This is a genomic window from Streptomyces sp. SudanB52_2052 (genome assembly GCF_964272415.1).
GTDB classification, from domain to species: Bacteria; Actinomycetota; Actinomycetes; order Streptomycetales; family Streptomycetaceae; genus Streptomyces; species Streptomyces olindensis.
Map to the genome: position 1 here is coordinate 8,844,953 of NZ_OZ186796.1, position 24,226 is coordinate 8,869,178.

22 protein-coding genes and 3 pseudogenes are annotated in these 24,226 nt (G+C 72.3%); 13 read left to right on the forward strand and 12 right to left on the reverse strand.

The genetic code is table 11. From position 1 onward, the window contains the following. Nucleotides 1-74: 74 nt before the first annotated feature. From glgB to ACSUPV_RS39875, 5 genes are all read right to left on the reverse strand, one after another. Nucleotides 75-2,282, reverse strand: coding sequence for a 1,4-alpha-glucan branching enzyme (glgB, locus tag ACSUPV_RS39855; protein ID WP_037758339.1), 2,208 nt, complete (start codon nt 2,280-2,282; stop codon nt 75-77). A 3-nt stretch (nt 2,283-2,285) separates the two neighbouring features. Beyond that, a complete protein-coding gene (locus tag ACSUPV_RS39860) occupies nt 2,286-3,656 on the reverse strand; it encodes a maltokinase N-terminal cap-like domain-containing protein (protein ID WP_037758342.1) in 1,371 nt (456 codons plus the stop codon). 28 nt (nt 3,657-3,684) lie between these two features. Next, complete coding sequence (gene treS, locus ACSUPV_RS39865) at nt 3,685-5,403, reverse strand: maltose alpha-D-glucosyltransferase (protein ID WP_037758345.1); 1,719 nt, start codon at nt 5,401-5,403, stop codon at nt 3,685-3,687. Continuing rightward, the gene (locus ACSUPV_RS39870) at nt 5,400-7,397 is read right to left on the reverse strand and encodes an alpha-1,4-glucan--maltose-1-phosphate maltosyltransferase (protein WP_037758348.1); all 1,998 of its coding nucleotides are present in this window, start codon (nt 7,395-7,397) and stop codon (nt 5,400-5,402) included. Before ACSUPV_RS39870 ends, treS begins: the two co-directional genes overlap by 4 nt. Nucleotides 7,398-7,470: 73 nt before the next feature. Further along, on the reverse strand, nt 7,471-7,827 hold the full coding sequence (locus ACSUPV_RS39875; protein ID WP_051648375.1) for a DUF5133 domain-containing protein: 357 nt from the start codon (nt 7,825-7,827) through the stop codon (nt 7,471-7,473). 374 nt (nt 7,828-8,201) lie between these two features. Here ACSUPV_RS39875 and ACSUPV_RS39880 point away from each other — a divergent pair, with 374 nt between their 5' ends. Next, nucleotides 8,202-8,714, forward strand: a complete 513-nt coding sequence (locus tag ACSUPV_RS39880) for a hypothetical protein (RefSeq protein WP_031116354.1) — start codon at nt 8,202-8,204, stop codon at nt 8,712-8,714. Continuing rightward, nucleotides 8,711-10,867, forward strand: coding sequence for a glycogen debranching protein GlgX (gene glgX / locus ACSUPV_RS39885; protein WP_436949714.1), 2,157 nt, complete (start codon nt 8,711-8,713; stop codon nt 10,865-10,867). Before ACSUPV_RS39880 ends, glgX begins: the two co-directional genes overlap by 4 nt. 48 nt (nt 10,868-10,915) lie before the next feature. On the opposite strand, the gene ACSUPV_RS39890 is transcribed toward glgX, so the two are convergent. Next, nucleotides 10,916-11,719 carry a VOC family protein gene (locus ACSUPV_RS39890; protein ID WP_359792020.1) on the reverse strand — a complete coding sequence of 268 codons (804 nt, stop codon included), beginning with the start codon at nt 11,717-11,719 and terminating at the stop codon, nt 10,916-10,918. Between the two features lie 251 nt (nt 11,720-11,970). Here ACSUPV_RS39890 and ACSUPV_RS39895 point away from each other — a divergent pair, with 251 nt between their 5' ends. Continuing rightward, the gene (locus ACSUPV_RS39895) at nt 11,971-12,312 is read left to right on the forward strand and encodes an ANTAR domain-containing protein (RefSeq protein WP_359792018.1); all 342 of its coding nucleotides are present in this window, start codon (nt 11,971-11,973) and stop codon (nt 12,310-12,312) included. A gap of 36 nt (nt 12,313-12,348) precedes the next feature. Here the strand turns inward: ACSUPV_RS39895 and ACSUPV_RS39900 are convergent, their stop codons facing one another. Further along, on the reverse strand, nt 12,349-13,140 hold the full coding sequence (locus ACSUPV_RS39900; protein ID WP_037758359.1) for an RNA polymerase sigma factor SigF: 792 nt from the start codon (nt 13,138-13,140) through the stop codon (nt 12,349-12,351). A gap of 253 nt (nt 13,141-13,393) precedes the next feature. Between ACSUPV_RS39900 and ACSUPV_RS39905 the strand changes: the two genes are divergently transcribed. From ACSUPV_RS39905 to ACSUPV_RS39920, 4 genes and pseudogenes are all read left to right on the forward strand, one after another. Further along, nucleotides 13,394-13,849 (forward strand): MarR family winged helix-turn-helix transcriptional regulator, encoded by a 456-nt coding sequence (locus tag ACSUPV_RS39905; protein ID WP_436949716.1) that lies wholly within the window; start codon nt 13,394-13,396, stop codon nt 13,847-13,849. After that, nucleotides 13,846-14,540, forward strand: a pseudogene (locus ACSUPV_RS39910) (ATP-binding cassette domain-containing protein). The gene ACSUPV_RS39905 and the pseudogene ACSUPV_RS39910 overlap by 4 nt, the downstream one beginning before the upstream one ends. Then, nucleotides 14,500-14,882, forward strand: a pseudogene (locus ACSUPV_RS39915) (ABC transporter permease); the annotation flags it as partial. The pseudogenes ACSUPV_RS39910 and ACSUPV_RS39915, both read left to right, overlap by 41 nt. Before the next feature lie 292 nt (nt 14,883-15,174). Then, nucleotides 15,175-15,696 (forward strand): hypothetical protein, encoded by a 522-nt coding sequence (locus tag ACSUPV_RS39920; protein ID WP_031116348.1) that lies wholly within the window; start codon nt 15,175-15,177, stop codon nt 15,694-15,696. A 24-nt stretch (nt 15,697-15,720) separates the two neighbouring features. On the opposite strand, the gene hemC is transcribed toward ACSUPV_RS39920, so the two are convergent. The 4 genes from hemC to ligD form a co-directional block, all read right to left on the reverse strand. Continuing rightward, entirely contained in the window at nt 15,721-16,656 is a 936-nt protein-coding gene (hemC, locus tag ACSUPV_RS39925; protein ID WP_031116347.1) for a hydroxymethylbilane synthase, read from the reverse strand. A gap of 68 nt (nt 16,657-16,724) precedes the next feature. Then, nucleotides 16,725-17,747, reverse strand: coding sequence for a questin oxidase family protein (locus ACSUPV_RS39930; protein ID WP_037758362.1), 1,023 nt, complete (start codon nt 17,745-17,747; stop codon nt 16,725-16,727). A 95-nt stretch (nt 17,748-17,842) separates the two neighbouring features. After that, nucleotides 17,843-18,616, reverse strand: coding sequence for an NPP1 family protein (locus ACSUPV_RS39935; RefSeq protein ID WP_436949718.1), 774 nt, complete (start codon nt 18,614-18,616; stop codon nt 17,843-17,845). A 143-nt stretch (nt 18,617-18,759) separates the two neighbouring features. Then, nucleotides 18,760-19,740 carry a non-homologous end-joining DNA ligase gene (gene ligD, locus ACSUPV_RS39940; protein WP_037758490.1) on the reverse strand — a complete coding sequence of 327 codons (981 nt, stop codon included), beginning with the start codon at nt 19,738-19,740 and terminating at the stop codon, nt 18,760-18,762. A 443-nt stretch (nt 19,741-20,183) separates the two neighbouring features. On the opposite strand from ligD, the pseudogene ACSUPV_RS39945 reads away from it, so the two are divergent. The 3 genes and pseudogenes from ACSUPV_RS39945 to ACSUPV_RS39955 all read left to right on the forward strand — a co-directional run. Next, nucleotides 20,184-20,432: pseudogene (locus tag ACSUPV_RS39945) on the forward strand (cytochrome P450); the annotation flags it as partial. Between the two features lie 34 nt (nt 20,433-20,466). Next, nucleotides 20,467-20,661: a ferredoxin gene (locus ACSUPV_RS39950; RefSeq protein ID WP_436949719.1), complete on the forward strand. Its 195-nt coding sequence runs from the start codon at nt 20,467-20,469 to the stop codon at nt 20,659-20,661. A gap of 47 nt (nt 20,662-20,708) precedes the next feature. Then, nucleotides 20,709-21,224, forward strand: coding sequence for a MarR family winged helix-turn-helix transcriptional regulator (locus tag ACSUPV_RS39955; protein ID WP_031116341.1), 516 nt, complete (start codon nt 20,709-20,711; stop codon nt 21,222-21,224). A 79-nt stretch (nt 21,225-21,303) separates the two neighbouring features. Here the strand turns inward: ACSUPV_RS39955 and ACSUPV_RS39960 are convergent, their stop codons facing one another. Next, on the reverse strand, nt 21,304-22,461 hold the full coding sequence (locus ACSUPV_RS39960) for an MFS transporter (protein ID WP_436949990.1): 1,158 nt from the start codon (nt 22,459-22,461) through the stop codon (nt 21,304-21,306). A gap of 90 nt (nt 22,462-22,551) precedes the next feature. Here ACSUPV_RS39960 and ACSUPV_RS39965 point away from each other — a divergent pair, with 90 nt between their 5' ends. The 3 genes from ACSUPV_RS39965 to ACSUPV_RS39975 are packed head-to-tail and all read left to right on the forward strand — an operon-like array spanning nt 22,552 to nt 24,208. Further along, a complete protein-coding gene (locus ACSUPV_RS39965; protein WP_436949721.1) occupies nt 22,552-23,313 on the forward strand; it encodes an AraC family transcriptional regulator in 762 nt (253 codons plus the stop codon). Nucleotides 23,314-23,363: 50 nt separating this feature from the next. After that, complete coding sequence (locus tag ACSUPV_RS39970) at nt 23,364-23,744, forward strand: DoxX family protein (RefSeq protein ID WP_031116338.1); 381 nt, start codon at nt 23,364-23,366, stop codon at nt 23,742-23,744. Beyond that, a complete protein-coding gene (locus tag ACSUPV_RS39975; protein WP_436949722.1) occupies nt 23,741-24,208 on the forward strand; it encodes a peroxiredoxin in 468 nt (155 codons plus the stop codon). Before ACSUPV_RS39970 ends, ACSUPV_RS39975 begins: the two co-directional genes overlap by 4 nt. Nucleotides 24,209-24,226: the final 18 nt, after the last annotated feature.

A 24,226-nucleotide genomic window follows, 5' to 3' on the forward strand; every position in this document is an offset into this window, starting at 1 on the left:
ACCGGGTTCTCCCGGTGGTACGACCCCCAGTGCCCCTCACAGGCGGGTGGGACACCTGGTCGGGCGGCAGGACTTCACGCAGCGAACGGCGTCAGCCACACGGTGGCCAGCGGCGGCAGCGTGATCCGGACACAGTCGTCCTCCGGCTTGACCGGATCCGCGTTGGTCACACCGCTGCCGCCGTAGCGGGTGTCGTCGGTGTTGAGGGTCTCCCGCCAGGCGACGACGTCACCCGGCACCCAGAGGGCGTAGTCGTGCCGGACGACGGGGGAGAAGTTCGACACGGCCAGCAGCGGGTTGCCCTCGGCGTCGTACCTGAGGAACGCGAAGACGTTGTCGTCGGCGGAGTCCACCGCCACCCACCGGAAGCCCTCCGGCCGGGTGTCGCACTGCCACAGCGCGGGCGTCGCCCGGTAGACCGCGTTCAGGTCCCGGACGAGATCGCGCATGCCCCGGTGGTCCCCCGCCGAGTGGTAGCCCTCGTCGAGCAGCCACCACTCCGGCCCGTGCTCCACGGACCACTCCGCTCCCTGTGCGAACTCCTGCCCCATGAACAGCAGCTGCTTGCCGGGGTGGCTCCACATGAAGCCGAGGTAGGCGCGGACGTTCGCGCGCCGCTGCCACCAGTCGCCCGGCATCTTCGACACCAGCGCCTGCTTGCCGTGCACGACCTCGTCGTGGGAGATCGGCAGCACGTAGTTCTCGCTGTAGGCGTACACCATCGAGAACGTCATCTCGTGGTGGTGGTACTTGCGGTGCACCGGCTCCTTGGAGATGTACTCCAGCGAGTCGTGCATCCAGCCCATGTTCCACTTCAGCCCGAAACCGAGCCCGCCGGTGTCGGTGGGCCGGGTCACCCCGCCCCAGGCGGTGGACTCCTCGGCGATCGTGACGACGCCGGGGGCCCGCCGGTACACGGTCGCGTTCATCTCCTGAAGGAACGCCATGGCCGCCAGGTCCTCCCGGCCGCCGTAGGCGTTGGGCTCCCACTGGCCGTCCTCACGCGAGTAGTCGAGGTAGAGCATGGAGGCGACCGCGTCCACGCGCAGCCCGTCGATGTGGAACTCCTCGCACCAGTACACGGCGTTGGCCACGAGGAAGTTGCGCACCTCGGTGCGGCCGAAGTCGAACTCGTACGTGCCCCAGTCCGGGTGCTCGGCGCGCCGCTCGTTCCCGGGCTCGTACAGCGGGTCCCCGTCGAAGCGGGCCAGCGCCCAGTCGTCCTTCGGGAAGTGCGCCGGCACCCAGTCCATGATCACGCCGAGCCCGGCCCGGTGGCAGGCGTCGACGAAGTACCGGAAGTCGTCCGGGGAGCCCAGCCGCGCGGTCGGCGCGTAGAAACCGGTGACCTGGTAGCCCCAGGAGCCGTGGAAGGGGTGCTCGGCGACCGGCATCAGCTCCACGTGCGTGAAGCCGAGGTCCTTGACGTAGCGCGGCAGTTCCTCGGCCAGCTGCCGGTAGGTCAGCCCCGGGCGCCAGGACGGCAGGTGCACCTCGTACACCGAGAACGGCGCCTCGTGCACGGGCGTGTCGGCGCGGTGCGCCATCCACTCGGCGTCGCCCCACTCGTAGTGCGAAGAGGTGACGATCGACGCCGTGTTGGGCGGCTCCTCGGCGCGGCGGGCCATCGGGTCCGCCTTGAGGAAGCGGTGGCCGTACCGGGAGTGGATCTCGAACTTGTAGGCGGTGCCCTCGCCGACGCCCGGCAGGAACAGCTCCCATACGCCGGACGCGCCCAGCGAGCGCATCGGGAACTGGGTCCCGTCCCAGTACGTGAAGTCGGTGGCGACGCGCACGCCCTGCGCGTTCGGCGCCCACACCGTGAACCGGGTGCCGGGCACGCCCTCGTGGGTCATCGGCTGCGCGCCGAGCGCCTGCCACAGCTGCTCGTGCCGGCCCTCGCGGATCAGGTGCAGGTCGAGCTCGCCGAGCGCGGGCAGGAACCGGTACGGGTCGTGCACCTCCTGCTCACCGCCGTCGTACGCCACGTGCAGCGTGTACGCGGGGATCGCGTCCAGGGGCAGCACGGCCGAGAAGAGGCCGTCGCCCTCCGAGGCGAGGGCCGTGCGGCGCCCGTCGATCACCACGCTCACGGAGCGGGCGAAGGGGCGCAGCGCCCGGAACACGATCCCGCCGGGGACCGGGTGGGCGCCCAGCAGCGCGTGCGGATCGTGGTGGGCGCCCGCCAGCAGGCGTCCCCGGTCCTCCGTGCCCAGCGCGGGCGCGGTGGTGCTCGGGACCGGGCCGGACGGCTCCGGGATTGAGGTGTCTCGCAGGGCCACGGCTCAGTCTCCTCTCACGGCGAGGCGCTCGATCGCCGCCATCGGTGCAGGCAGCCAGTCGGGGCGGTGCCGTGCCTCGTACAGCACCTCGTACACGGCCCGGTCCGTCTCGTAGGCGCGGAGCAGTCCGTGCTTCTTGCGGGGGTCCCAGCCGGCGCGGCCGGCGTAGCCCGCGCAGTAGGCCTCGCGGCAGCGGCGGGCCCACTGCGGGCGCCAGGGGCGGCGCTGCCGGGCGGCGTAGTCGAAGGAGCGCAGCATCCCGGCGATGTCCCGCACGGGGGAGTGGGCGCTGCGCCGTTCGGAGAGCGGCCGGGACGGCTCGCCTTCGAAGTCGATGACGAACCACTCGCGTCCGGCCCGCAGCACCTGCCCCAGGTGCAGGTCGCCGTGGATGCGCTGCGCGGGCGGACCGGCGTCGCAGGTGGCCAGGGCGGCGAACGCGGCCCGCAGGCCCGGCACGAACGGCTGGAGCGCGGGCACGCAGTGCGCGGCGGCGGTCAGGCGCTCGTTCATCGCGGCGGCCGTCCGCCCGTTCTCGCCCGGCTCGCCGACCGGGAAGGCCGAAGCCAGCGCGAGGTGCACCTCGGCCGTGGCGGCGCCCAGCGCGCGGGCGTGGGCCGTGAAGTCGTCCCCGGCGGCCAGCGCGTGCAGCGCCAGCGTCCAGCCGTCGGAGGCGTCCCGCAGATACGGCTGGAGCACGCCGAGGGTGGCCTTGAACGGGTGCTTCGTCTGGAACCAGGCCACGGGCGCCGGGACGCGGTGGCAGCCCTGGCGGGCCAGCGCCCCCGGCACCTCCAGGTCCGGGTTGACGCCGGGCTGGATGCGCCGGAAGACCTTGAGGATGTACTCGTCGCCGTACACCAGCGAGGAGTTGGACTGCTCGGCGTCCAGCAGCCGTGGCACCAGTCCGGCGGGCACCTGCTGGTCCGCGTCGCAGTCGAAGCGCAGCGGGCCCGCGGTGCCGGGGTGCCGCAGCCGGTCCAGCAGGAGCTGGGCCGAACGGGGGTCGTGCAGCGCGTCGTAGACGGTCAGACCGGCCAGCGGCCCGTCCTGCACCTGCCCGATGAGCGCCCGCCCGAGGCGCGGCGACGGATGCTCCCGTACGCCGAGCAGCAGCTGGTAGCAGTCGCCGGCCGGGGGCGCCCATCCGGGGGAGGGCACGCCCGTGTGGCCGGCGTGGCCGGCGTGGACCAGCAGGTGGAGACAGCCCGGGAAGAGCTCGGTCATCGACAGCAGGCCGAGTTCCGTGACGGGCCGGTCCTTGCCCGCGAACCAGCGCTGCCGCGGCAGCCAGTCGCGCAGGAGCCCGCCGAGCGACTCCATGGGCTCGGCCAGGCGCGTGAGGCTCGGGCGGAGGGATGCGGTCTTCGGCATGGTCACGCCTCCTTTCGTCGGCGCATGCTCACAGTCGCCGGCCGATGCGGGATGCGACTCGAGTGAGCCGGAACCAGTAGAAGCCGTGGCCCCCGAGGGTCAGCAGGTACGGAAGTTCACCGATGGCCGGGAAGCGGACCCCGCCGAACAGCTCCACCGGGTGGCGCCCGGCGAACTCGCGCAGGTCGAGTTCGGTGGGCTGGGCGAACCGCGCGAAGTTGTTCACGCACAGCACCAGGTCGTCCTCGTACTCGCGCAGGAACGCCAGCACCGCCGGGTTGGAGGAGGGCAGTTCGGTGTAGGAGCCGAGTCCGAAGGCCGGGTTCTGCTTGCGGATCTCGATCATGCGGCGGGTCCAGTGCAGCAGGGACGACGGCGAGGACATCGACGCCTCGACGTTGGTCACCTGGTGGCCGTAGACCGGGTCCATGATGGCCGGCAGGAAGAGGCGGCCCGGGTCGCAGGTGGAGAAGCCCGCGTTGCGGTCCGGGGTCCACTGCATGGGGGTCCGGACGGCGTCGCGGTCGCCGAGCCAGATGTTGTCGCCCATGCCGATCTCGTCGCCGTAGTAGAGGATCGGCGAGCCGGGCAGGGCCAGCAGGAGCGCGGTGAACAGCTCGATCGTGTGCCGGTCGTTGTCCAGCAGTGGGGCCAGGCGCCTGCGGATGCCGATGTTGGCGCGCATGCGGGGGTCCTTGGCGTACTCGGCCCACATGTAGTCGCGCTCTTCGTCGGTGACCATTTCGAGGGTCAGCTCGTCGTGGTTGCGCAGGAACATGCCCCACTGGCAGCCCGAGGGGATGGCCGGGGTCTTGGCCAGGATTTCCGAGACGGGGTAGCGGGACTCGCGGCGGACGGCCATGAAGATGCGCGGCATGACCGGGAAGTGGAACGCCATGTGGCACTCGTCGCCGCCGTTCGCGTAGTCGCCGAAGTAGTCGACGACGTCCTCGGGCCACTGGTTGGCCTCGGCGAGCAGCACGGTGTCCGGGTACTGGGCGTCGATCTCGCGGCGAACCCGCTTGAGGAAGGCGTGGGTGGCGGGCAGGTTCTCGCAGTTGGTGTCCTCGGCCGCGTACAGGTACGGCACGGCGTCCAGCCGGAAGCCGTCGATGCCGAGGTCCAGCCAGAACCTCAGCGCGGCCAGGATCTCCTCCTGGACGCGCGGGTTCTCGTAGTTGAGGTCGGGCTGGTGCGAGAAGAAGCGGTGGAAGAAGTACTGGCCGCGCACCGGGTCGAAGGTCCAGTTGGACGTCTCGGTGTCGACGAAGATGATCCGGGCGTCCGGGTAGCCCTTGTCGTCGTCGGCCCACATGTAGTAGTCGCCGTAGGGCCCGTCGGGGTCCTTCCTCGACTCCTGGAACCACGGGTGCTGGTCGCTGGTGTGGTTCATGACGAAGTCGATGATCACGCGCATGCCGCGCTGGTGGGCGGCGTCGACGAACTCCACGAAGTCGGCGAGGTCGCCGAACTCCGGGAGGACGGCGGTGTAGTCGGAGACGTCGTAGCCGCCGTCGCGCAGCGGCGACTTGAAGAAGGGCGGCAGCCACAGGCAGTCGACGCCCAGCCACTGGAGGTAGTCGAGTTTGGCGGTCAGGCCCTTCAGGTCACCGACGCCGTCGCCGTTGCTGTCCTGGAACGAGCGGACGAGCACCTCGTAGAAGACGGCGCGCTTGAACCACTCCGGGTCGCGGTCCCTGGCGGGAGTGTCCTCGAATGTGTCCAGCACGGGCTCGTTCACGGTCATGACGTTCCTGCCCCTCCGTTCCCTTGCGCGGCGGGCGGCGACTGGACGTGGAAGACGTGTGCGGGAGCCCGCCCCGGCTCCAGGCGCACGTAGTTGCTGCGGCCCCAGTGGTAGGTCTCGCCGGTGAGCTCGTCGCGCACCGGCACCGACGCGTGCCAGTCCAGGCCGAGTTGCGGCATGTCCAACGAGACCGTGGCCTCCTGGGCGTGGTGCGGGTCGAGGTTGGCGACCACGAGGACGACGTCGGATCCGGTGCGCTTGCTGTACGCGATGAGCGCGTCGTTGTCGGTGGGGTGGAAGCGCAGGTTCCTGAGCCGGTGCAGCGCGGGGTGGGCGCGGCGGATGGTGTTGAGCCGGGTCAGCAGCGGGGTGATGGTGCGGCCCTGGCGTTCGGCGGTCTCCCAGTCGCGGGGCCTGAGCTGGTACTTCTCCGAGTCGAGGTACTCCTCGCTGCCTTCGCGCAGCGGGGTGTTCTCGCACAGTTCGTAGCCGGAGTAGACGCCCCAGGTCGGAGAGAGGGTCGCGGCCAGGACGGCGCGGACCTCGAAGGCGGGCCGGCCGCCGTGCTGGAGGTAGGCGTGCAGGATGTCGGGGGTGTTGGCGAAGAAGTTCGGCCGCATGTAGCTCGCGGCCTCGCCCGACAGCTCCGTCAGGTACTCGGTCAGCTCCTCCTTGGTGTTGCGCCAGGTGAAGTAGGTGTAGGACTGCTGGAAGCCGATCTGGGCCAGGGTGTGCATCATCGCCGGGCGGGTGAACGCCTCGGCCAGGAAGATCACATCGGGATCGGTGCGGTTGATGTCCGCGATCACCCGCTCCCAGAACACCACCGGCTTGGTGTGGGGGTTGTCCACGCGGAAGATCCGCACCCCGCAGTCCATCCAGTGCCGCAGCACCCGCAGCGTCTCGGCGACCAGGCCGTCCATGTCCGCGTCGAAGGCGATGGGGTAGATGTCCTGGTACTTCTTCGGCGGGTTCTCGGCGTAGGCGATGGTGCCGTCGGGGCGGTGGTGGAACCACTCGGGGTGTTTCTGCACCCAGGGGTGGTCCGGGGAGCACTGCAGGGCGAAGTCCAGGGCGATCTCCAGGCCCAGTTCGCGGGCCTTGCCGACGAACCAGGTGAAGTCCTCCAGGGTGCCCAGGTCGGGGTGGACGGCGTCGTGGCCGCCCTCCGGGGAGCCGATCGCCCAGGGCACGCCGACGTCGTCGGGGCCGGGGGAGAGGGTGTTGTTCTTGCCCTTGCGGAAGGTGGTGCCGATGGGGTGGATCGGCGGCAGGTAGACCACGTCGAAGCCCATCGCGGCGATCGCGGGCAGCCGCCGGGCGGCGGTGCGGAACGTGCCGTGGGGCTGGTCGGGGGTGCCCTCGGAGCGGGGGAAGAACTCGTACCAGGAGCCGTACAGCGCCCGCTCGCGCTCCACGAGCAGGGGCAGCGGCTCGGAGGTGGTGACCAGGTCCCGCAGGGGATGCCGGGCCAGGACCGCGTCCACCTCCGGCGTCAACGCCGCCGCCAGGCGCGCGGCCGGAGCCAGCGTGTCGTCGCGCAGGGCCCGAGCCGCCGCGAGCAGCACACCGCGGCCGGCCTCCTTCGGTACGCCGGCCGCCGCCCGCTCGTACAGGTCTGCGCCCTCCTCCAGAACCAGGCCGGGGTCGATGCCGGCCGGGACCTTTATGCCCGCCGTGTGACGCCAGGTGGCCACCGGATCGCTCCAGGCCTCCACCCGGTACGTCCAGCGGCCGACGGCGTCCGCGGTCACCTCGGCGCCCCAGCGGTCCGTCCCCGGCGCCAGCTCACGCATCGGCGTCCACGGGCCGGGGCGGCCCTCGGGATCCTTCAGCACGACATTGGCGGCCACCGCGTCGTGCCCCTCCCGGAACACGGTGGCGGTGACCTCGAACGTCTCTCCCACGACCGCCTTGGCCGGCCGGTTGCCGCTCTCCACGGCCGGGCGGACATCCCGTACCGGGATACGGCCGATGGCCCGGGTCCTACTCATGGTCCTCACCTCCACCGTGCTCGGAAGCCGGGCCGCAAGCCCGGTTCAGGGGACAAGAAGTGCGCGAAGGCCGTTACCTTCCCGCCGGGGAACGCCGCTCGGCCGCGGCGGCTCGTCGCTCGGCCGCCGGGGAGCGCCGCTCCACCGCCGACGGTCTTCGTCCGACCGCTGCGGCCGGACGCGGCCGTTCGTCCTGCTCCTGCGGACAGGCTTCCGGCAGAGAGGCGACCTGGTTCGTGCGCAGGTACTGCTCCGCCGCGTCCGCCGCCTCCCGGGCGCACCGCTTGCCCATCAGCACGCAGAGCGTGTAGCCGGAGTCCTCGAACGTGGTCCGCACCGTGCGGTCGTTCGGTGCCGCGAGCATCACGCGTTCCCAGGCCCGGTAACGCCGCAACTGCCGGGCGACTTCGGCTTTGGCGGGTAGCAGCATGGCGCCGATCACCTTTCGGGCTCGAGGGGCACGGTCTCCCGACGGTCGGACGGCGGCCGTGCCCACAGCGGCACGGACCCGTAACGGCGATCGAGTTCTTCACACATGGTGCACGGGTGACGACGCAGCGTCTTGTTGGATCTTCAACCAGTAGGGGTTCGGCGGCGTCGTGCGGGCCCTCAGAGTGTGCTCACTTGGGTGCTCACATGCGTGCTCCACCGCCTCAACCGTGCGCTCGTGTTGCACGAACGGGCTAGCACCCTCAGGCTGAGGGTGACTCAGAAGCGATACGCGCTCACGTTCCGTGTTCGGGGCTCGTCCCGCAGGACCGCGGGAGCGAGGAGGAGCTGAGCTTCGCGGTGAGGAGCCGACCGATGAAGACCGCAGTGCCCTGCTACTACCACCTCGACGTGGAAGTCAGCCCGGAACGGGTGGGACAGGTCAGCCGCATTCTGGCCGCTCACCTGAGGTTCTGGGACCTGGACAACCTGGTCCAGCCCGTCTGCGGCGGTGCCGAGATGCTGCTCAAGGCCATCGACGAACACGCCACGGACAAGAACACGTCGATCGAGATGTGGTGGAACGGGCAGCACCTGATCACCGCCATCGGGGACAACGACCGCGCCCTGCGCCCGGACCAGGAGCTGCGTGGCTGCCTGGAGCACCTCGCGGCGATGAGCGACGGCTGGGGCTGCTGCGCCACCGAGACCGGCAGCAAGGTCATCTGGTTCTCGCAGCGCGCCCGCGCCGGCGAACGCGTCCCGCTGGTGCCGACCGCGCCCGCCCCGCAGGAGCGCGAGGGCCTGGAGGTGCCCCGCGAGGAGCGCGTCGCGCAGCTGGCCGGCCCCGCCAGTACGCCGGACGAGGTCCTGGAGGAGGCCCGGTGACGCGGCGGCAGACACGGAAAGGGGCGCCCGCCTGGAGCGGGCGCCCCTACCCGCTGGGCGCCGCCCACGACGGGGAGGGCACCAACTTCGCGCTCTTCAGCGAGGTGGCGGAACGCGTCGAGCTGGTCCTCGTCGCCGACGACGGCACGCACACCCAGGTGCCGCTGAACGAGGTCGACGGCTTCGTGTGGCACGGCTACCTCCCCGGCGTCGGCCCCGGCCAGCGCTACGGCTACCGCGTCCACGGGCCGTGGGCCCCCACCCTCGGCCACCGCTGCAACCCGGCGAAGCTGCTCCTGGACCCGTACGCCCAGGCGGTGGACGGACAGATCGACAACCACCCCTCGCTGTACGAGCGGAACCCGGACGGCCCCGACCCGGCCGACAGCGCCGGGCACACCATGCTCGGCGTGGTGACCGACCCGGCCTTCGACTGGGGCGACGACACGCGGCCCTGCCGTCCCTACGCCGACACCGTGATCTACGAGGCCCACGTCAAGGGCCTGACCCGCACCCACCCCGAGGTGCCCGCCGAACTGCGCGGCACCTACGCCGGGCTGGCCCACCCGGCCGTGGTCGAGCACCTGACCTCGCTGGGCGTCACGGCGGTGGAGCTGATGCCGGTCCACCAGTTCGTCCATGACGGCGTCCTGCACGACCGCGGCCTGGCGAACTACTGGGGCTACAACACCATCGGCTTCTTCGCGCCGCACAACGGCTACGCCGCCCACGGCACGCGGGGCCAGCAGGTCACCGAGTTCAAGCAGATGGTCAAGACCCTGCACGCGGCCGGACTCGAAGTGATCCTCGACGTGGTCTACAACCACACCGCCGAGGGCAACGAACTGGGCCCCACCCTGTCCTTCCGCGGCATCGACAACTCCTCGTACTACCGCCTGGTCGACGGCGACTGGGAGCACTACTACGACACCACCGGCACCGGCAACAGCTTGCTGATGCGCCACCCCTACGTGCTCCAGCTGATCATGGACTCGCTGCGGTACTGGGTCACCGAGATGCACGTCGACGGCTTCCGCTTCGACCTCGCGGCGACCCTGGCCCGGCAGTTCCACGAGGTGGACCGGCTGTCGGCGTTCTTCGACCTCATCCAGCAGGACCCGGTGATCAGCCGCGTCAAGCTGATCGCCGAGCCGTGGGACGTCGGCGAGGGCGGCTACCAGGTGGGCAACTTCCCCCCGCTGTGGTCGGAGTGGAACGGCATGTACCGCGACGCGGTCCGGGACTTCTGGCGCGGCGAGGACCACACCCTCGGCGAGTTCGCATCCCGCCTGACCGGCTCCTCCGACCTCTACCAGCACAGCAGGCGCCGCCCCCGCGCCAGCGTCAACTTCGTCACCGCGCACGACGGCTTCACCCTGCGCGACCTCGTCTCCTACAACGACAAGCACAACGAGGCCAACGGCGAGGACAACCAGGACGGCGAGAGCACCAACCGGTCCTGGAACTGCGGCGCCGAGGGCCCGACCCGCGACCCGGCCGTCCTCGAACTGCGCGGCCGGCAGCAGCGCAACTTCCTCGCCACGCTCCTGCTGTCCCAGGGCATCCCGATGCTCTGCCACGGCGACGAACTCGGGCGCACCCAGCGCGGCAACAACAACGCCTACTGCCAGGACAACGAGATCTCCTGGATCGACTGGCGGCTCACCCCCGAACAGCGCGACCTGTTGGAGTTCACCCGGTACGTCATCCGGCTGCGAACCGGCCACCCCGTGCTGCGCCGGCGCCGCTTCTTCCTCGGCGAGACCCTGACCCGCGCCGACCAGCCGCTGCCCGACCTGGTGTGGCTGGCGCCCGACGCCACCGAGATGGCCGACGACGACTGGCAGCGCGGCGACGCGCACTCCGTCGGCGTCTTCCTCAACGGCGACGCCATCGCCGAACCCGACCCGCGCGGGCGCCCGGTCGTCGACGACTCGTTCCTGCTGCTGTTCAACAGCCACTGGGAGCCGGTCGACTTCCGCCTCCCCGACGCCGCCTACGGCGAACGCTGGACGGCCCTGATCGACACGGCGGACCCGGAGGGCAGACCGGACGAGTCCGAGTACAAGGCGGGCACGGTCCTGACGGTCGACGCCCGCAGCCTGGTGCTGCTGTCACGACCGTCGCGTGCGTCGCGCCGCAAGGGCCGGTGACGGACGACGGCTGCTCCTGGACGACGGCATCCTGGATGCCCAGGTCAGTCAGCGGTCCCGGCGTGCCGTCACCGTGAACTGGGCGCCGTCGTGGTCGCGCAGCACCGCCTCGTCGCTGCCCTTGGACAGCACGCTGCCGCCGTGCAGCTCCGCGGCCCGGGCGCAGGCCTCCACGTCGTCCACGGTGAAGTGGACCTGCCAGTGCGGCCGGATGGTGGGGTCGGGGGCCGCCTCCAGCGCGCCCGACTCGATCCGCGCCACCACGTCACCGCGGCTGCGCAGCACGACCTCGCCGCCCTCGTAGTGCACCTCGCAGCAGCCGGGCCGCTCCGACGCCCAGTCGAGGACCTCGCCGTAGAAGATCGCCGCGTCGAAGGCGTCCCGGGTGTGCAGCGTGATGAAGGCCGGCTGCGCGTTGCGCCAGGTCTCCCAGTCCGTGAAGAGGTCGCCCTCCCAGATCCCGAACGTCGCCCCGTCCCGGTCGGCGAGCAGTGCCGCCCGCCCCGGCGGCAGCGAGATCGGCCCGACGGCGACCGTGCCCATGCGCTCCTGCACCCGGGCCACCGCCTCGTCCGCGCTGCGCACCGCGAAGTACGGCGTCCAGGCCACCGCCATCTGCCACATGGTCGCCACCCCCGCGATCCCGGCCACCGGCGAGCCGTCGGCCAGTGCGATCCGGAACCGGTCGCCGAGCTTGGCCGGCCGCCACTGCCAGCCCAGCACGGCCCCGTAGAACTCCTCGGTCGCCTTGACGTCCCGGCTGGTCAGACTCACCCAGCAGGGCGCGCCGAACACGGAGTGTGATGAGACGACGTCCTTCGTGCCAAAGGAAGTGGGCATGTCGTGGTTCATGGCAGTCGCGTCCTGATCTCGTCGGCCTGGCAGACACCGGAGGAATGACACCAGTGTCCAACCGGAACCGCTGTGGGCGCCTGCCGAGTACCCCGGCGGCGGCGCCGAAACGATGTCGTGAACCGGCCGGTCCGCCCCGGTGGCAGCGGGCGCGCCGAGTGACGACGATGGATGGGTCGGACACTGTGTCAGGGCACTCAAGCACCTGGTGGGGCCCTGGCGGCAGCGGCGCACCGGACCCGGAGGTGACCATGCCCACGGACGGGGGCTCGGAGCGGATCTTCGAGCTGCAGGAGGAAGTCCAGCAGCTGAAGGAGGCGGTCGTCTCCCACGCCGTCGTGGACCAGGCGATCGGGATGGTCGTGGCGCTCGGCCGGGTCTCGCCCGACCAGGGATGGGCCGTGCTGAAGGAGGTCTCCCAGCACACCAACATCAAGCTGCGCAACGTCGCGGAACTGATCATCATCTGGGGGCGCACCGGCGTGATGCCCGAGGAGATACGGGCCGAACTGGAGGACGCCCTCGACCGCGCCGGACCGACCCAGATCCCCGGCGCACCGCCGGAACTCCCGGGAACGCCGCCGGAGGCCTGATCCTCCGGCGGCGCCGGCTCCTCCCGGCCCCCGTGCTCAACCGGCGTCGCTGAGCAGCTCCTCACGCAGATGGGCGAAGCAGCTGCTGAGCAGCCGGGAGACGTGCATCTGCGAGATGCCGAGCTGCTCCGCGATGCGGCTCTGCGTCATGCCCTTGAAGAACCGCAGGTAGAGGATGATCCGTTCGCGCTCCGGCAGCGCCTCCAGGCAGGGCTTGACCGCCACCCGGTTGACGACGATGTCGAAGGCCGGGTCCGGCCCGCCGATCGCGTCCCCGAGGGCGTAGCCGTCCGTGCCGGGCATCTCCGCCTCCAGCGACAGCGCGGAGAAGCACTCCAGGGCCTCCATGCCGGCGCGCACCTCGCCCTCGGTGAGGTGGGCGTACTCGGCGATCTCGGCGACCGTGGGGGCGCGGCCCGGGGTGGTCTGCGACAGCTCCTTGGCGGCGTGCCGCACCCGGTTGCGCAGGTCCTGGACCCGGCGGGGCACGTGCAGCGTCCACATGTGGTCACGGAAGTGGCGCTTGATCTCGCCGGTGACCGTCGGCACGGCGTACGCCTCGAAGGCGTTGCCGCGTGCCGGGTCGTAGTGCTCGACGGCCTTGACCAGGCCGAGGGCGGCCACCTGGTACAGGTCCTCCAGGGCCTCGCCGCGGCCCCGGAAGCGGACGGCGATCCGCTCGGCCATGGGGAGCCAGGCCTCGACCAGCTCGTCGCGCAGGGCCTTGCGCTCGGGCCCCTCGGGCAGCCGCGCGAGGCGGGCGAACGCCGCGGCGGTGTCGGGGGCGTCGTCGTGGGGGTGCGTTCGGGTGCTGCCGGCGATACGCATGGTGCGCACCTCCCTGAGCAGGTGCTGGATGGACAGACACCATGGGAAGCGCGGAGTCGGACCTCTCGGAGCACACCGGGGCCCGGCGGGCCGGCTTCCACGGACGTGCCTCCTGTCCGAAGCACTTCACTGCCCATTCCCGGGCAGAGATAAAACCAAACAATTCAGACAATACGGCATTCGAGGGTCCGAGGCTCCGCGGCCGACCGCCCCTTGGACCGATTGGCTCTGTTACAGAACTAATGTCGGCGGCATGGAGCCGGAGACCTTCCCCGAAGAGCTGGCCGACGCGCTCGTCGGGGTCCAGCGACTGATCCGGCGGCGCCTGCGCCGGGAGATGCCCGACCCGCCGCTGCGCGGCGCCGAGGCGGAGCTGCTGCGCCTGGTCGTCACCCGGCGCGGCATCGGCATCTCCGACGCGGCGAAGGAACTCGGGCTCGCGACCAACTCGGTGTCGACGCTGGTCAACCAGCCGGCCCGGGCGGGCTACCTGACCCGCGAGACCGACCCGGCGGACCGGCGGGCCGCCCGGCTGCTGCCCACTCCCGCCGCCGAGACGCGGCTGCGCGAGTGGCGCCGCCGCCGCGCGGACCTCCTGCGACGGCACGTGTCGGGCCTCGACGAGACGGACCGCCGGGCGCTGCTCGCGGCGGTCCCGGCCCTGCGCAAGCTGGCCGACACCCTGCACGAGGAGGCCGAGGAGTCATGACGCGGGGGGGGGGGCAGGCCGACGCCGTCGCCTGCACCGGGCTCACCTACGCCTTCGGCGACACCAACGCCGTGGACGGACTCGATCTCACGGTCCGGCCCGGCGAGGCCTTCGGGCTGCTCGGCCCGAACGGCGCCGGCAAGACCACCGCCATCCGCTGCCTCACCACCCTGATGCCCGTGCCCGTACGCCGCCTGCTCGGCTACGTGCCGCAGCAACTGTCCGCGGACGCCGGACTCACCGGGCGGGAGAACGTCGCCCTGTTGGCCCGGGTCTTCGACGTGCCCCGCCGGGAGCGCGCCGCTCGCGTCGCCCAGACACTGGCCGCCGTCGACCTCGCCCACGCCGCCGACCGGCGCGCCGCCACCTACTCCGGCGGCATGGTCCGCCGGCTCGAACTCGCCCAGGCCCTGGTCAGCGCCCGCGCCTGCTCATCCTCGACGAGCCCACGATCGGCCTGGACCCGATCGCACGCACCGGCGTCTGGGAGCACATCGGCGCCGTGCGCGCGGCCACCGGCATGACCGTGCTCGTGACCACCCACTACATGGACGAGGCCGACCCGTACTGCGACCGCGTCGCCCACGCTGGAGGACGTCTTCCGGGACGTGGCGGGCAGCGGTCTCGACGACCAGGCAGGAATTTCCGCGATGTCCGAAGCACCCGCCGCGCCGCCCGCCGTGTCGGCTGACCCCACCCCCACCCCCGGCATCGACCTGCTGCTGAAGCCTCCGCGGCCCCGCGCCGGATGGCGGCTGCTGCCCGCCCGGATCGGCGCGATGTGCGCGGTCGAACCGCAAAAGCTCCGCCACGACCGCACCGAGCTGTACACCGCGCGGTCCAGCCGGCCCTCTGGCTGCTGATCTTCGGCCAGACCTTCACCCGCATCAGGGCCATCCCGACCGGCGGCATCCCCTACGTCGACTTCCTGGCGCCCGGCATCATCGCCCACTCCGCGATGTTCATCGCCATCTTCTACGGCATCCAGGTCATCTGGGAGCGCGACGCCGGCATCCTGAGCAAACTCCTGCTGGGCGTGGACCTGAGGCTCGGCCTTCTTCTCTCGTGCTGCTCGTGGCCGCCGCCCTCGGCGTCACCGCCGCCTCGGCCCTGCTGGGCCGTCTGGCCCATTGATCTTCACCCGGGAAAGTGATGTGCGGCACGCCTCGGCAAGCGCTTTCTCCGACTGTTTCCGGATAACCGCTGGGCACGGCTTGATCACCGATCAAAAGGGGTGAACTGCCTGGCCACAGCGCATTCTGCTCATTTGACAGTCCGCTCGGACCACAGATAGGAAGCAGCTTCCAGAGGTCGAGAGGTGCAGCGTGTACGAGCCGAACGTGGTCGGGGACTGGCAGGAGTACGACGAGCATGCCGGTCTGCGCGTCCGCGTCCACCGTCTGGAACTGGCCGAGCCGCCCCGCGGCCGGGACGACGCCGCCGACGGACTGACGTACTTCTCCCTCCGCGTGACGGTCGAGAACCGTGGCAGCCGGCACCTCGGCATCCATCTCGAGGACGGCCAGATCGACGTACGGATCGGCCCGGACGGGGAGAGTGCCTTCCTCGACTGGCGCAACTCGCAGTTCATCGAGGGCTTCGACGTCTATCCGCTGCGCCGGGCCACCGCCGTGCTGTACGCGGCCGGCGCCGAGTCGTCCCTGGGTCTGGTGGACGTCCAGGTGCAGTTGCGCGTCGAGGAGGAGTGGACCGACCGCCGGCTCTGGTCGGGCGGGATCGGTGCGCACGAGGGATCGGCCGGGGCCCAGCAGGGCGCCGTGCGCGACAGCCTGGCGCACCAGGTGAGCGTCTTCCTGCGGGACCAGGCGGAGGAAGGAACCGCCTGATCCGGTGTCAGGGCGTCGCCGCCGTCAGTGCGGGATGCCGTCGATGATCTCGCGGGCGCCCTGCCGCAGCAGGGCCACGGCGACCGAGGTGCCGAGCGTGGCCGGATCGAGCCGTCCCGCCCACTCGTGGGCGTTCAGCCGTGTCTTGCCGTCCGGCGTGAACACACAGGCCCGCAGGGACAGTTCGCCGCTGCGGTCCACCCGCGCGAACCCGGCGATGGGGCTGTTGCAGTGCCCCTGGAGCACGTGCAGGAACATGCGCTCGGCGGTCGTCTCCCGGTAGGTGTCCGGGTCGCCGAGTCCGCTCACCGCGTCGATCAGGTCGGCGTCGCCCTCACGGCACTGCAGCGCCAGGACGCCCGCGCCGATCGGCGGCATCATCGTCTCGGTGGAGAGGATCTCGCTGATCACGTCGGTCCGGCCGATGCGCTCCAGTCCGGCGACCGCGAGCAGCAGGGCGTCGGCCTCTCCCGCCGCCAGCTTCGCCAGGCGGCGGTTGGCGTTGCCCCGGAACGGCACGCACTCCAGGTGCGGGTGCGTGGCGGCGAGTTGGGCGACCCGGCGCACCGAGGAGGTGCCGATGCGCGTCCCGGCCGGCAGCTCGTCCAGGGTGAGCCCGCCGGGATGGATCAGGGCGTCGCGGACGTCGTCCCGCTTGAGGAACGCGGCGAACACCGTGCCCGCCGGGAGCGGCCGGTCGGCCGGCACGTCCTTCACGCAGTGCACGGCGAGGTCGGCCTCCCCGGCCAGCAGCGCCGCGTCGACCTCCTTGGTGAACGCGCCCTTGCCCTCGACCTTGGACAGGTCGCCCATCCACTTGTCGCCGGTGGTCTTCACCGGGACGACCTCGGTGCGCACTCCGGGGTGGGCGGCGGCCAACTCGGCCCGGACGCGCTCGACCTGGGCGAGCGCCATGGGGGAGTCGCGGGAGACGATGCGGATCAGTTCGGGGACGGACATGCGGACACGATAGACCCTCCCCGGAGTGCGCCTGTGCCGTACCTCCCTCGATCGCCCCTCTGCGCACGTCAGTTCGGGGCGAGCGGCTCGCTCAGCTCGATCGCGCGCAGGGCCGCGGCCAGGGCCCGCTCGTCGCCGACGTCGAGGGCGGTGTCGGTGAGCTTGATGACGTGTTCGTCGCCGTGGGCGAGGGCCTGTTCGAGCACCTCGTCCGCCGTGCGGCCCGGCGCGGTGACGGGGGCGGCGGGCCCGGCCGGGGCGTACATGGCGGTGACCGCCGCGGACGCGGTCCACGCGGCGTGCAGACTCGGCGCCCACAGTTCGCGCGGCAGGGAGGGGAGGGCGCGCAGCACGGCGTTGGGTGCCGTCGCCGCGTGCACGAGCATGGTCTCCTCGCCGTGGCCGTGGGTGGCGTACCGGTGGGTCGCGGCCCGGACCAGCTCGGTCAGGCGGGTCCGGGCGGTGTCCGGGTCGGTCACGTCGCCCGCCCAGCGCGGCAGCCGCCGTACGGCCGCCAGCCGGTCGGGGAACCCGCCCCGGGGGTCGGTGATCGGCGGCACGGCGTCCAGCGACCGGGCGGCGCTCGGCGCCGGGGGAAGCGGCGCGATGCCGGACACGGGGCGGTGTCGGGCCGCCCAGTAGCCCAGACCGTGGGCGAGTTCGGCGAGCCGCGGCCCGTTCTCCCCGGCTTCCAGGGCCCGTACGGCGTGCCCGACGCGGATGACGGGGTGGGTGGAGCCGCCGTAGATCCCGGGCAGCAGGCGGGGCCACCAGACGGCGAGGACGTCCCGCCAGGGCTGTTCGGCGAGTGCGCGGCCGAAGTGGCCGATCCAGTCCGCGGCCCGGCGCGGATCGCCCAGCGCCTCACGCCAGTCGGCGTCCGTCACGGGGGAGAAGGGCCGGGGGAAGTCCTCCAGCTTGGGCCGGTACAGGTCCAGCCAGCGGTGCACGGCGTCCGCCCGGCCGTGCGCGGCGAGCGCCTCCACCACCATGGGGGCGTGGTTGGTGAGTCTGCCGAGCCGCTCCGGGCCCGAGGCGTGCAGGCGTCCGAGGGCCTCTTCGAGGGTCCCTGTCGTGTCGTGCGTGTCCATGGCGGGACGCTATGCGGCCGCCCTCGGCCGGCGGATCGGACGCGGGGCGGAAAGCGGGCCCGGCCGGGGACCTAGGCCCCCGGCCGGGGGTGGCATCACGCGTAGGGATCGAAGGCGATGCCCGAGGGCTTGGCGGACGCCAGGTGGTTGGCGAAGTTGGCGTCCTTCAGGCCGAAGTTGGCGCTGCCGAAGTTGTACGACGTGAGCTTGTCGCGCACCCCGGCCGGGTAGCCGTTCCAGCCGACCAGCGGCGGGTACTGCCAGGTGCCCTTGTGGTTCTCCGGCGGCTCGTCGCCCGAGTTGGCCAGGCGGAAGCAGTGCGTGCTCGCGCCGTCCTTGTGGTACACGATCTTCGGGTGCGTGCCGTCGAAGCGGACCTCGGACGCCGGGTGCACGTCGAAGGAGCCGTGGGCGGACGTGGACACGTACTTGACCTGGTTGTTCTGCACGAACACCGCCACGTGCTCGAAGTCGTGCCGGTGGCCGCCGATGCTGCTGCCCGCGATCGCCTGGTCCTTCTCGAAGTACAGGGCGTAGAGGATGGCGCACCAGCCGTTGTTGCACTTGTAACGGGAGTAGCCGTTGGTGTTGTCCAGGTCCGAGGCGTCGCGGCAGTCGCCGTTGAGGGCCCCGGTCGGGTTGAGCCCGCCGTTCACGGTGCCGTCCGGGCCGATGGCGGGCGTGGAGTAGCAGCCGTCGGTGTCGTAGTCGTAGGCGGGCTGGTACGTCTGCTCCAGCGACTCCGCGTTGGCCGGCAGCGCCCGCGGCGGGGCGGCGAAGGCCGTGGCGGGGAGGGCGAGCACGAGGGCGGCGGCACCGGCCGCTCCGGTGAGCCATCTCCTGCGGTGGGCGAACGGGCGTGACGACACTGCGTCCTCCTCTTGGTCCGGGCGCAGCCCAACGGCTGTGGGGGAAGGGAGGATCAGCTTCCAGGTTCAGCGCGTCCATGCCAAGAGGGGTGGGGGATCCCAACGGTGAATCACAGCCCAATAGTTGGCGCCCGGCCGCCGATTCAGACCATGTCGTCCGGGATGTCGGCCGCCGCCTCCTCGGGCGTGAGGTCCGGCCGGAGCCGCAGCCAGGACGGCTGCCGCAGCAGCCCCTCCCGGGTCCGGGTGCTGTAGCGGACCTCGCCGACCAGTCGGGGGACGACCCAGTGCGCGCCGGGAGCGCGCGGGGCGGGGTCGAAGGGGCAGGCGTCGGTCGCGGCGGCTCGCAGCAGCCCGGCCAGTTCGGTCCGTTCGGCCTCGCTCCAGCCGGTGCCCACGCTCCCGACGTAGCGCAGCCGCCCCGCGGCCCGCTGACCGACCAGCACCGCGCCCGGCAGGCCCGTGAGCCGCCCCTTGCCGGGCTGCCAGCCGCCGACCAGGACGTCCTCGGTGCGCATGTTGCGGATCTTGATCCAGGCCCGGGAGCGCACGCCCGGCTCGTACACCGAGTCCAGCCGCTTGCAGACCAGCCCCTCCAGGCCGTGCTCACGGGTGGCGCGCAGGGCCTCGGCGCCGTGGCCGACGATCGCGGCCGGTGTCGACCAGGACGGCCCGGCGAGGCCCAGGTCCTCCAGTGCCGCGCGGCGCCGTGCGTAGGGGAGCCGGAGCAGGGAGCGGTCCTCCAGGTGCAGCAGGTCGAACAGCACGAGATGGACCGGCACCTCCGCCGCCCGCCGCGCCGCCCGCGCGGGTGCGTGGGCGAGACCCATGCGGGACTGCAGCAACTGGAAGTTCGCGCGGCCCTGTTCGTCCAGGGCCAGGACCTCCCCGTCGAGCACGGCGGGCGTGGTGCCGAGCGCGGTGCCGAGCGGACCCAGTTCCGGGTACGCGGCCGTGATGTCCTCGCCCGACCGGGCCCGCAGCAGCACGCCGCCGTCCCCGGGGAGGTAGACCACCACGCGCTGGCCGTCCTGCTTGGTCTCGTAGGCCCAGCGCGCGTCCTGCGCGGCGGGCGGCAGGGTGCCGGGCGTGGCGAGCATGGGCGGGATCAGCGGCAGGTCCACGGGTGAGTTGTCGACGCGCCGGTGCCCGGTCACGCGCGTTCGGCGTGCCATTCCCCTGAACGGCGTCGACGGGACGGCGGCCGGGCGTGGCTGGTATTGCTTGAGTCAGGCAAGTAGGACGGTAGGGTGGGCGCATGGCTACCTCGTCGCCGTACGGCAGCATCCGTGAGAGGCCGGCGCTCGCGCGCGGGGACGGGCAGCACCTGCTGCTCGTCGTGCGGGAGCCGGAGCTCGCCGAACTGCTCTCGACCACCCTGGAGCTGGCGGGCTACCGGATCAGCCTGACGGATTCCGGGGGCGAGGTGCTGGCGCGGGTCGAACGGCACCGGTTCGATCTCGTCGTCCTCGACGGTGAGTTGCCCGACCTGGCGCGACTGGGCAGGCGAAGCCCCCTCGCGCTCGCCCACCGCCCGCCGGCCCTCGTGCTGACGGTGTGCGACTCCGACCTGGCCAACCGGGATCCCGCCGCCTTCCCCGACCCGGACCGGCTCGACCTGCGCCGCGACGCCCGCCGGCACGTCGCGTTCGGCTTCGGCGTGCACCAGCGCCTGGGCCAGCCGCTGGCCCGCGTGGAACTCCAGGTCGTCTGCGGCACCCTCTACCGCCGCATCCCCACGCTGCGGCTCGCCGCCCCGGTGGAGAGCCTGCCGTTCAAGCACGACGGCTCGGTGTACGGCGTCTACGAACTGCCGCCACATGGTGACGCGGAACCAGCAGGAGGCAGACATGCGAGTGGAACTGGACGAGCCGAAGTGCGTCGCCTCGGGGCAGTGCGTCATGGCCGCCCCCGAGGTCTTCGACCAGCGCGAGGAGGACGGCATCGCCTTCGTACTGGACGAACGGCCCGCGGGGGACTCCTTGGTGGAGGTGCGCGAGGCCGTGGCGATCTGTCCGGCGGCCGCGATCCGGCTGGGGGAGTGAACGACTCGATTTACTTGAGTTACGCAACGAGCTGGTAAAGTGGGTCCATGCCCACACCACCGCTCCCCGACGTCCCCTCCCCGGAAGTCACCGAGATCGAGCGTGCGCTCACCCGCATCACCTACCTGAGCACGCGCGCCCGCCAGCACGACCGGTTGATGGCCCTGGCGGGCGTGCCGCTCGACCGCGCCGCCGTCGCGCTGCTCCGGCAGATCGCCGACTGCGAGCCGCTGCGGCCCGGGGAGCTGGCCACCCGGCTGGGCGTGGAGGCCTCGCACGTCACGCGGACGGTGCAGCAGTTGCAGAAGTCCGGCTACGTCACCCGCGTCCCCGACCCCGACGACCGCCGTGCCCAGCGCATCGAGCTCACCGAGGCCGGGGCGCGGGCCATCGCCAAGGTCCGCGAGGCGGGGGTCCGCGGCATGCAGATGGCCCTGTCCGACTGGTCACCCGAGGAGCTGCGGCAGCTCGCCACGCTTTTCCACCGCATGGTCGACGACTTCCTCGCCCACGCCGCCGACGAGGACCCCGAATCCCAGTCAGCCCCCGTGGGCAAGGCCTGAGCCCCGCCCACCCGCTGCCCTTGCGGCCAGGGTCGATCGCCGCTCGCCGGCCGCCCTTGCGGCCAGGGCCGCTCTCCGCTCACCGCGCGGCCGGGTCCCGGGGATCCGCGCGCTCGGCGGCCGCGGGACCCGGCGGCGCGGGTTCGCGCAGGCGGCACAGCAGCAGTCGGCCCAGCGCGGGCAGAGCGATCAGCGGCACCAGGGCCGTCCGCAGCGACGTCGCGTCGGCCAGTGCCCCGAGTGCGGGAGCCGCGAGGCCGCCGACGCTCACCGTCAGCCCCAGCGTGACACCGCTCGCGGTGCCCACCCGCCGGGGCAGGAAGTCCTGTCCCAGGGTGAGGTGCAGCGAGAACGGCACGTACAGGCCCGCCGACGTCAGCGCCACGAACAGGTACACCGGCGGGCCGGGCACCACGACCAGACCGGCCACGGCCAGAACCGTCAGGGCGTACGACCGGCGCACCACCGCCAGTCGCCCGTACCGCTCGGCCAGCCGGCCCCCCGCCAGCGTCCCCACCGCGCCCCCGGCATAGAGCACGAACAGCGCCGCCGTACCGGCCGGTTCCCCGCCGCCGACGCGTTCCCGCACGTACAGCGCGACGAACGCGCTCAGGCCGACGAACACCACCGAGCGGCAGACCACGGCGCCGGACAACCGCAGGAAGGACGCCCAGTCGTCCCGGCCCCCGGCGACGGGCGCCCGGACAGCCTCGGTGCCGCCCCCAGCCGCCCGCACCGCCGCCGCGCACAGCGCCGCGCCCGCCAGCGCCGGAACGACCAGCAGGGGAGAGGCGCGCAGCCCGCCCACCGCCATGACGGCGAGAACCAGCAGGGGCGCCAGGGCGAAACCGGCGTTGCCGCCGAAGGAGAACCAGCCCATCCCCGTGTGCCGGCCGCCCGCGACGGCCCTGGCCACCCTGGCGGCCTCCGGATGGTAGGCGGCCACTCCGACCCCGGACACGGTGACCACCACCAGGGTCGCCGCGTAGGAGCCGGTCACCCCGCTCAGGGCGACACCGGCCCCGGCCGTGAGCGCGCTCAGCGGCAGCAGCCACGGCATCGCGCGCCGGTCGGTGAGCACCCCGAACAGCGGCTGCACCAGCGACGACAGCAGGGACGCGGCGAGCACCACGCCCGAGGCGGCGGCATAGGAGTAGGCCCGCTCGGCCACGAAATACGGCACCAGAGCGGCCACGGCCCCCTGGTACACGTCCACGCAGGCGTGCCCCAGGGACATCAGAACGACGGGTCGATCGCGTCTCGAAGTGGTCACCCGGCGATCGTCGTCGGAAGAGCGTCCGGCCCGCTTCCGATAATCTGCCGGACTGTGCCGAACATCCGCCACACCCCCACGGCACCGACCCGTGCCCAGCCACTGACCGCGGGCGACCGCATCGACGCCCACCGGCACGACGACCACCAGATCGTCCACGCGGGCACCGGCGTCGTCGAGGTCACCACCGACGCCGGCACCTGGTTCGCGCCCGCCACCCGCGCCATCTGGGTCCCCGCCGGCACCGTGCACGCCCACCGCGCCCACGGCCGCCTCGACCTGCACCTCGTCGGCCTGCCCGCAGGCGACAACCCCCTCGGCCTCGACCACCCGGCCGTCCTCGCCGTCAGCCCCCTGCTGCGCGAGCTGATCCGTGCCTACACCCACGACCCCGGCGACGACAGCCCCGAGCGCCGCCGACTGCGTGCCGTCCTCTGCGACCGGCTGCGCCTCGCGCCGCAGCAGCCCCTGCGCCTGCCCACCCCGGCCGACCCGCGCCTGGCCGCCGTCTGCGCGCTCGTCCACGACAACCCCGCCGATCCGCGCACGCTCGCCGCGCTCGGCGCCGCGACCGGAGTGGGGGAGCGCACCCTCAGCCGGCTCTTCCGCGGCGAGTTCGGCATGACCTTCCCGCAGTGGCGCACCCAGTCGCGGCTCTACCACGCCCTGCGGATGCTGGCCGACGGCCTGCCCGTCACGACCGTCGCCCACCGCTGCGGCTGGTCCTCCGCCAGCGCGTTCATCGACGTCTTCCGCCGCTCGTTCGGCTCCACGCCGGGCGCCCACCAGCGGCGTGCGCGGGACCCGCTGAACTGACCTGTCTACCGTCCAGTAATATCGCGCGGCAGGCCATCAGAGGAGGAACCGTGCCCCGGTCCGAACGCTCGCCCCTGCTGCTCGCCGGCCTGCTGGCCACCGCGGGGATCGCCCACTTCGCCGCTCCCCGCCCGTTCGACGCGACCATCCCCGGCGGCCTGCCGGGCGCACCCCGGGCCTGGACCTACGCCAGCGGCGCCGCCGAACTCGCGCTCGCCGCGGGCCTGGCCCTGCCGCGCACCCGCAAGGCGGCCGCCCTGGCCACCGCGGCCTTCTTCGTCGGGGTGTTCCCCGCCAACGTGAAGATGGCCGCCGACTGGCGCCACCGCCCCGCGCCGCAGAAGGCCGCGGCCTTCGGACGGCTGCCCCTGCAGGTGCCCCTCGTGCTCTGGGCCCGCGGTGTCGCACGGAACGCGGAGGGCCGCTCGTGACCGCGCGTGTGGAGACCGGTGACAAGGTCGAGGACTTCGCCCTGCCCGACGAGACGGGCACCGAGCGCACCCTGTCCGGACTGCTCGCCGAAGGGCCGGTCGTGCTCTTCTTCTACCCCGCCGCCCTGACCCCCGGCTGTACCGCGCAGGCCTGCCACTTCCGCGATCTGGCCGCCGAGTTCGCCGCCGCGGGCGCACGCCCCGTGGGCATCAGCGGGGACGCCGTGGAGCGGCAGCAGGAGTTCGCCGGCCGGCACGGCCTCGGCATGCCGCTGCTGTCCGACGCCGACGGCACCGTCCGCGAGCGGTTCGGCGTGAAGCGCGGCTTCTCCCTGGCGCCCACCAAGCGGACCACGTTCGTCATCGCGCCGGACTTCACCGTCCTCGACGTCGTCCGCAGCGAACTGCGCATGAACGCCCACGCCGACCGGGCGCTCGCCGCCCTCCGCGCCCACCGGACCTGACACCGTCACGAATGCGGC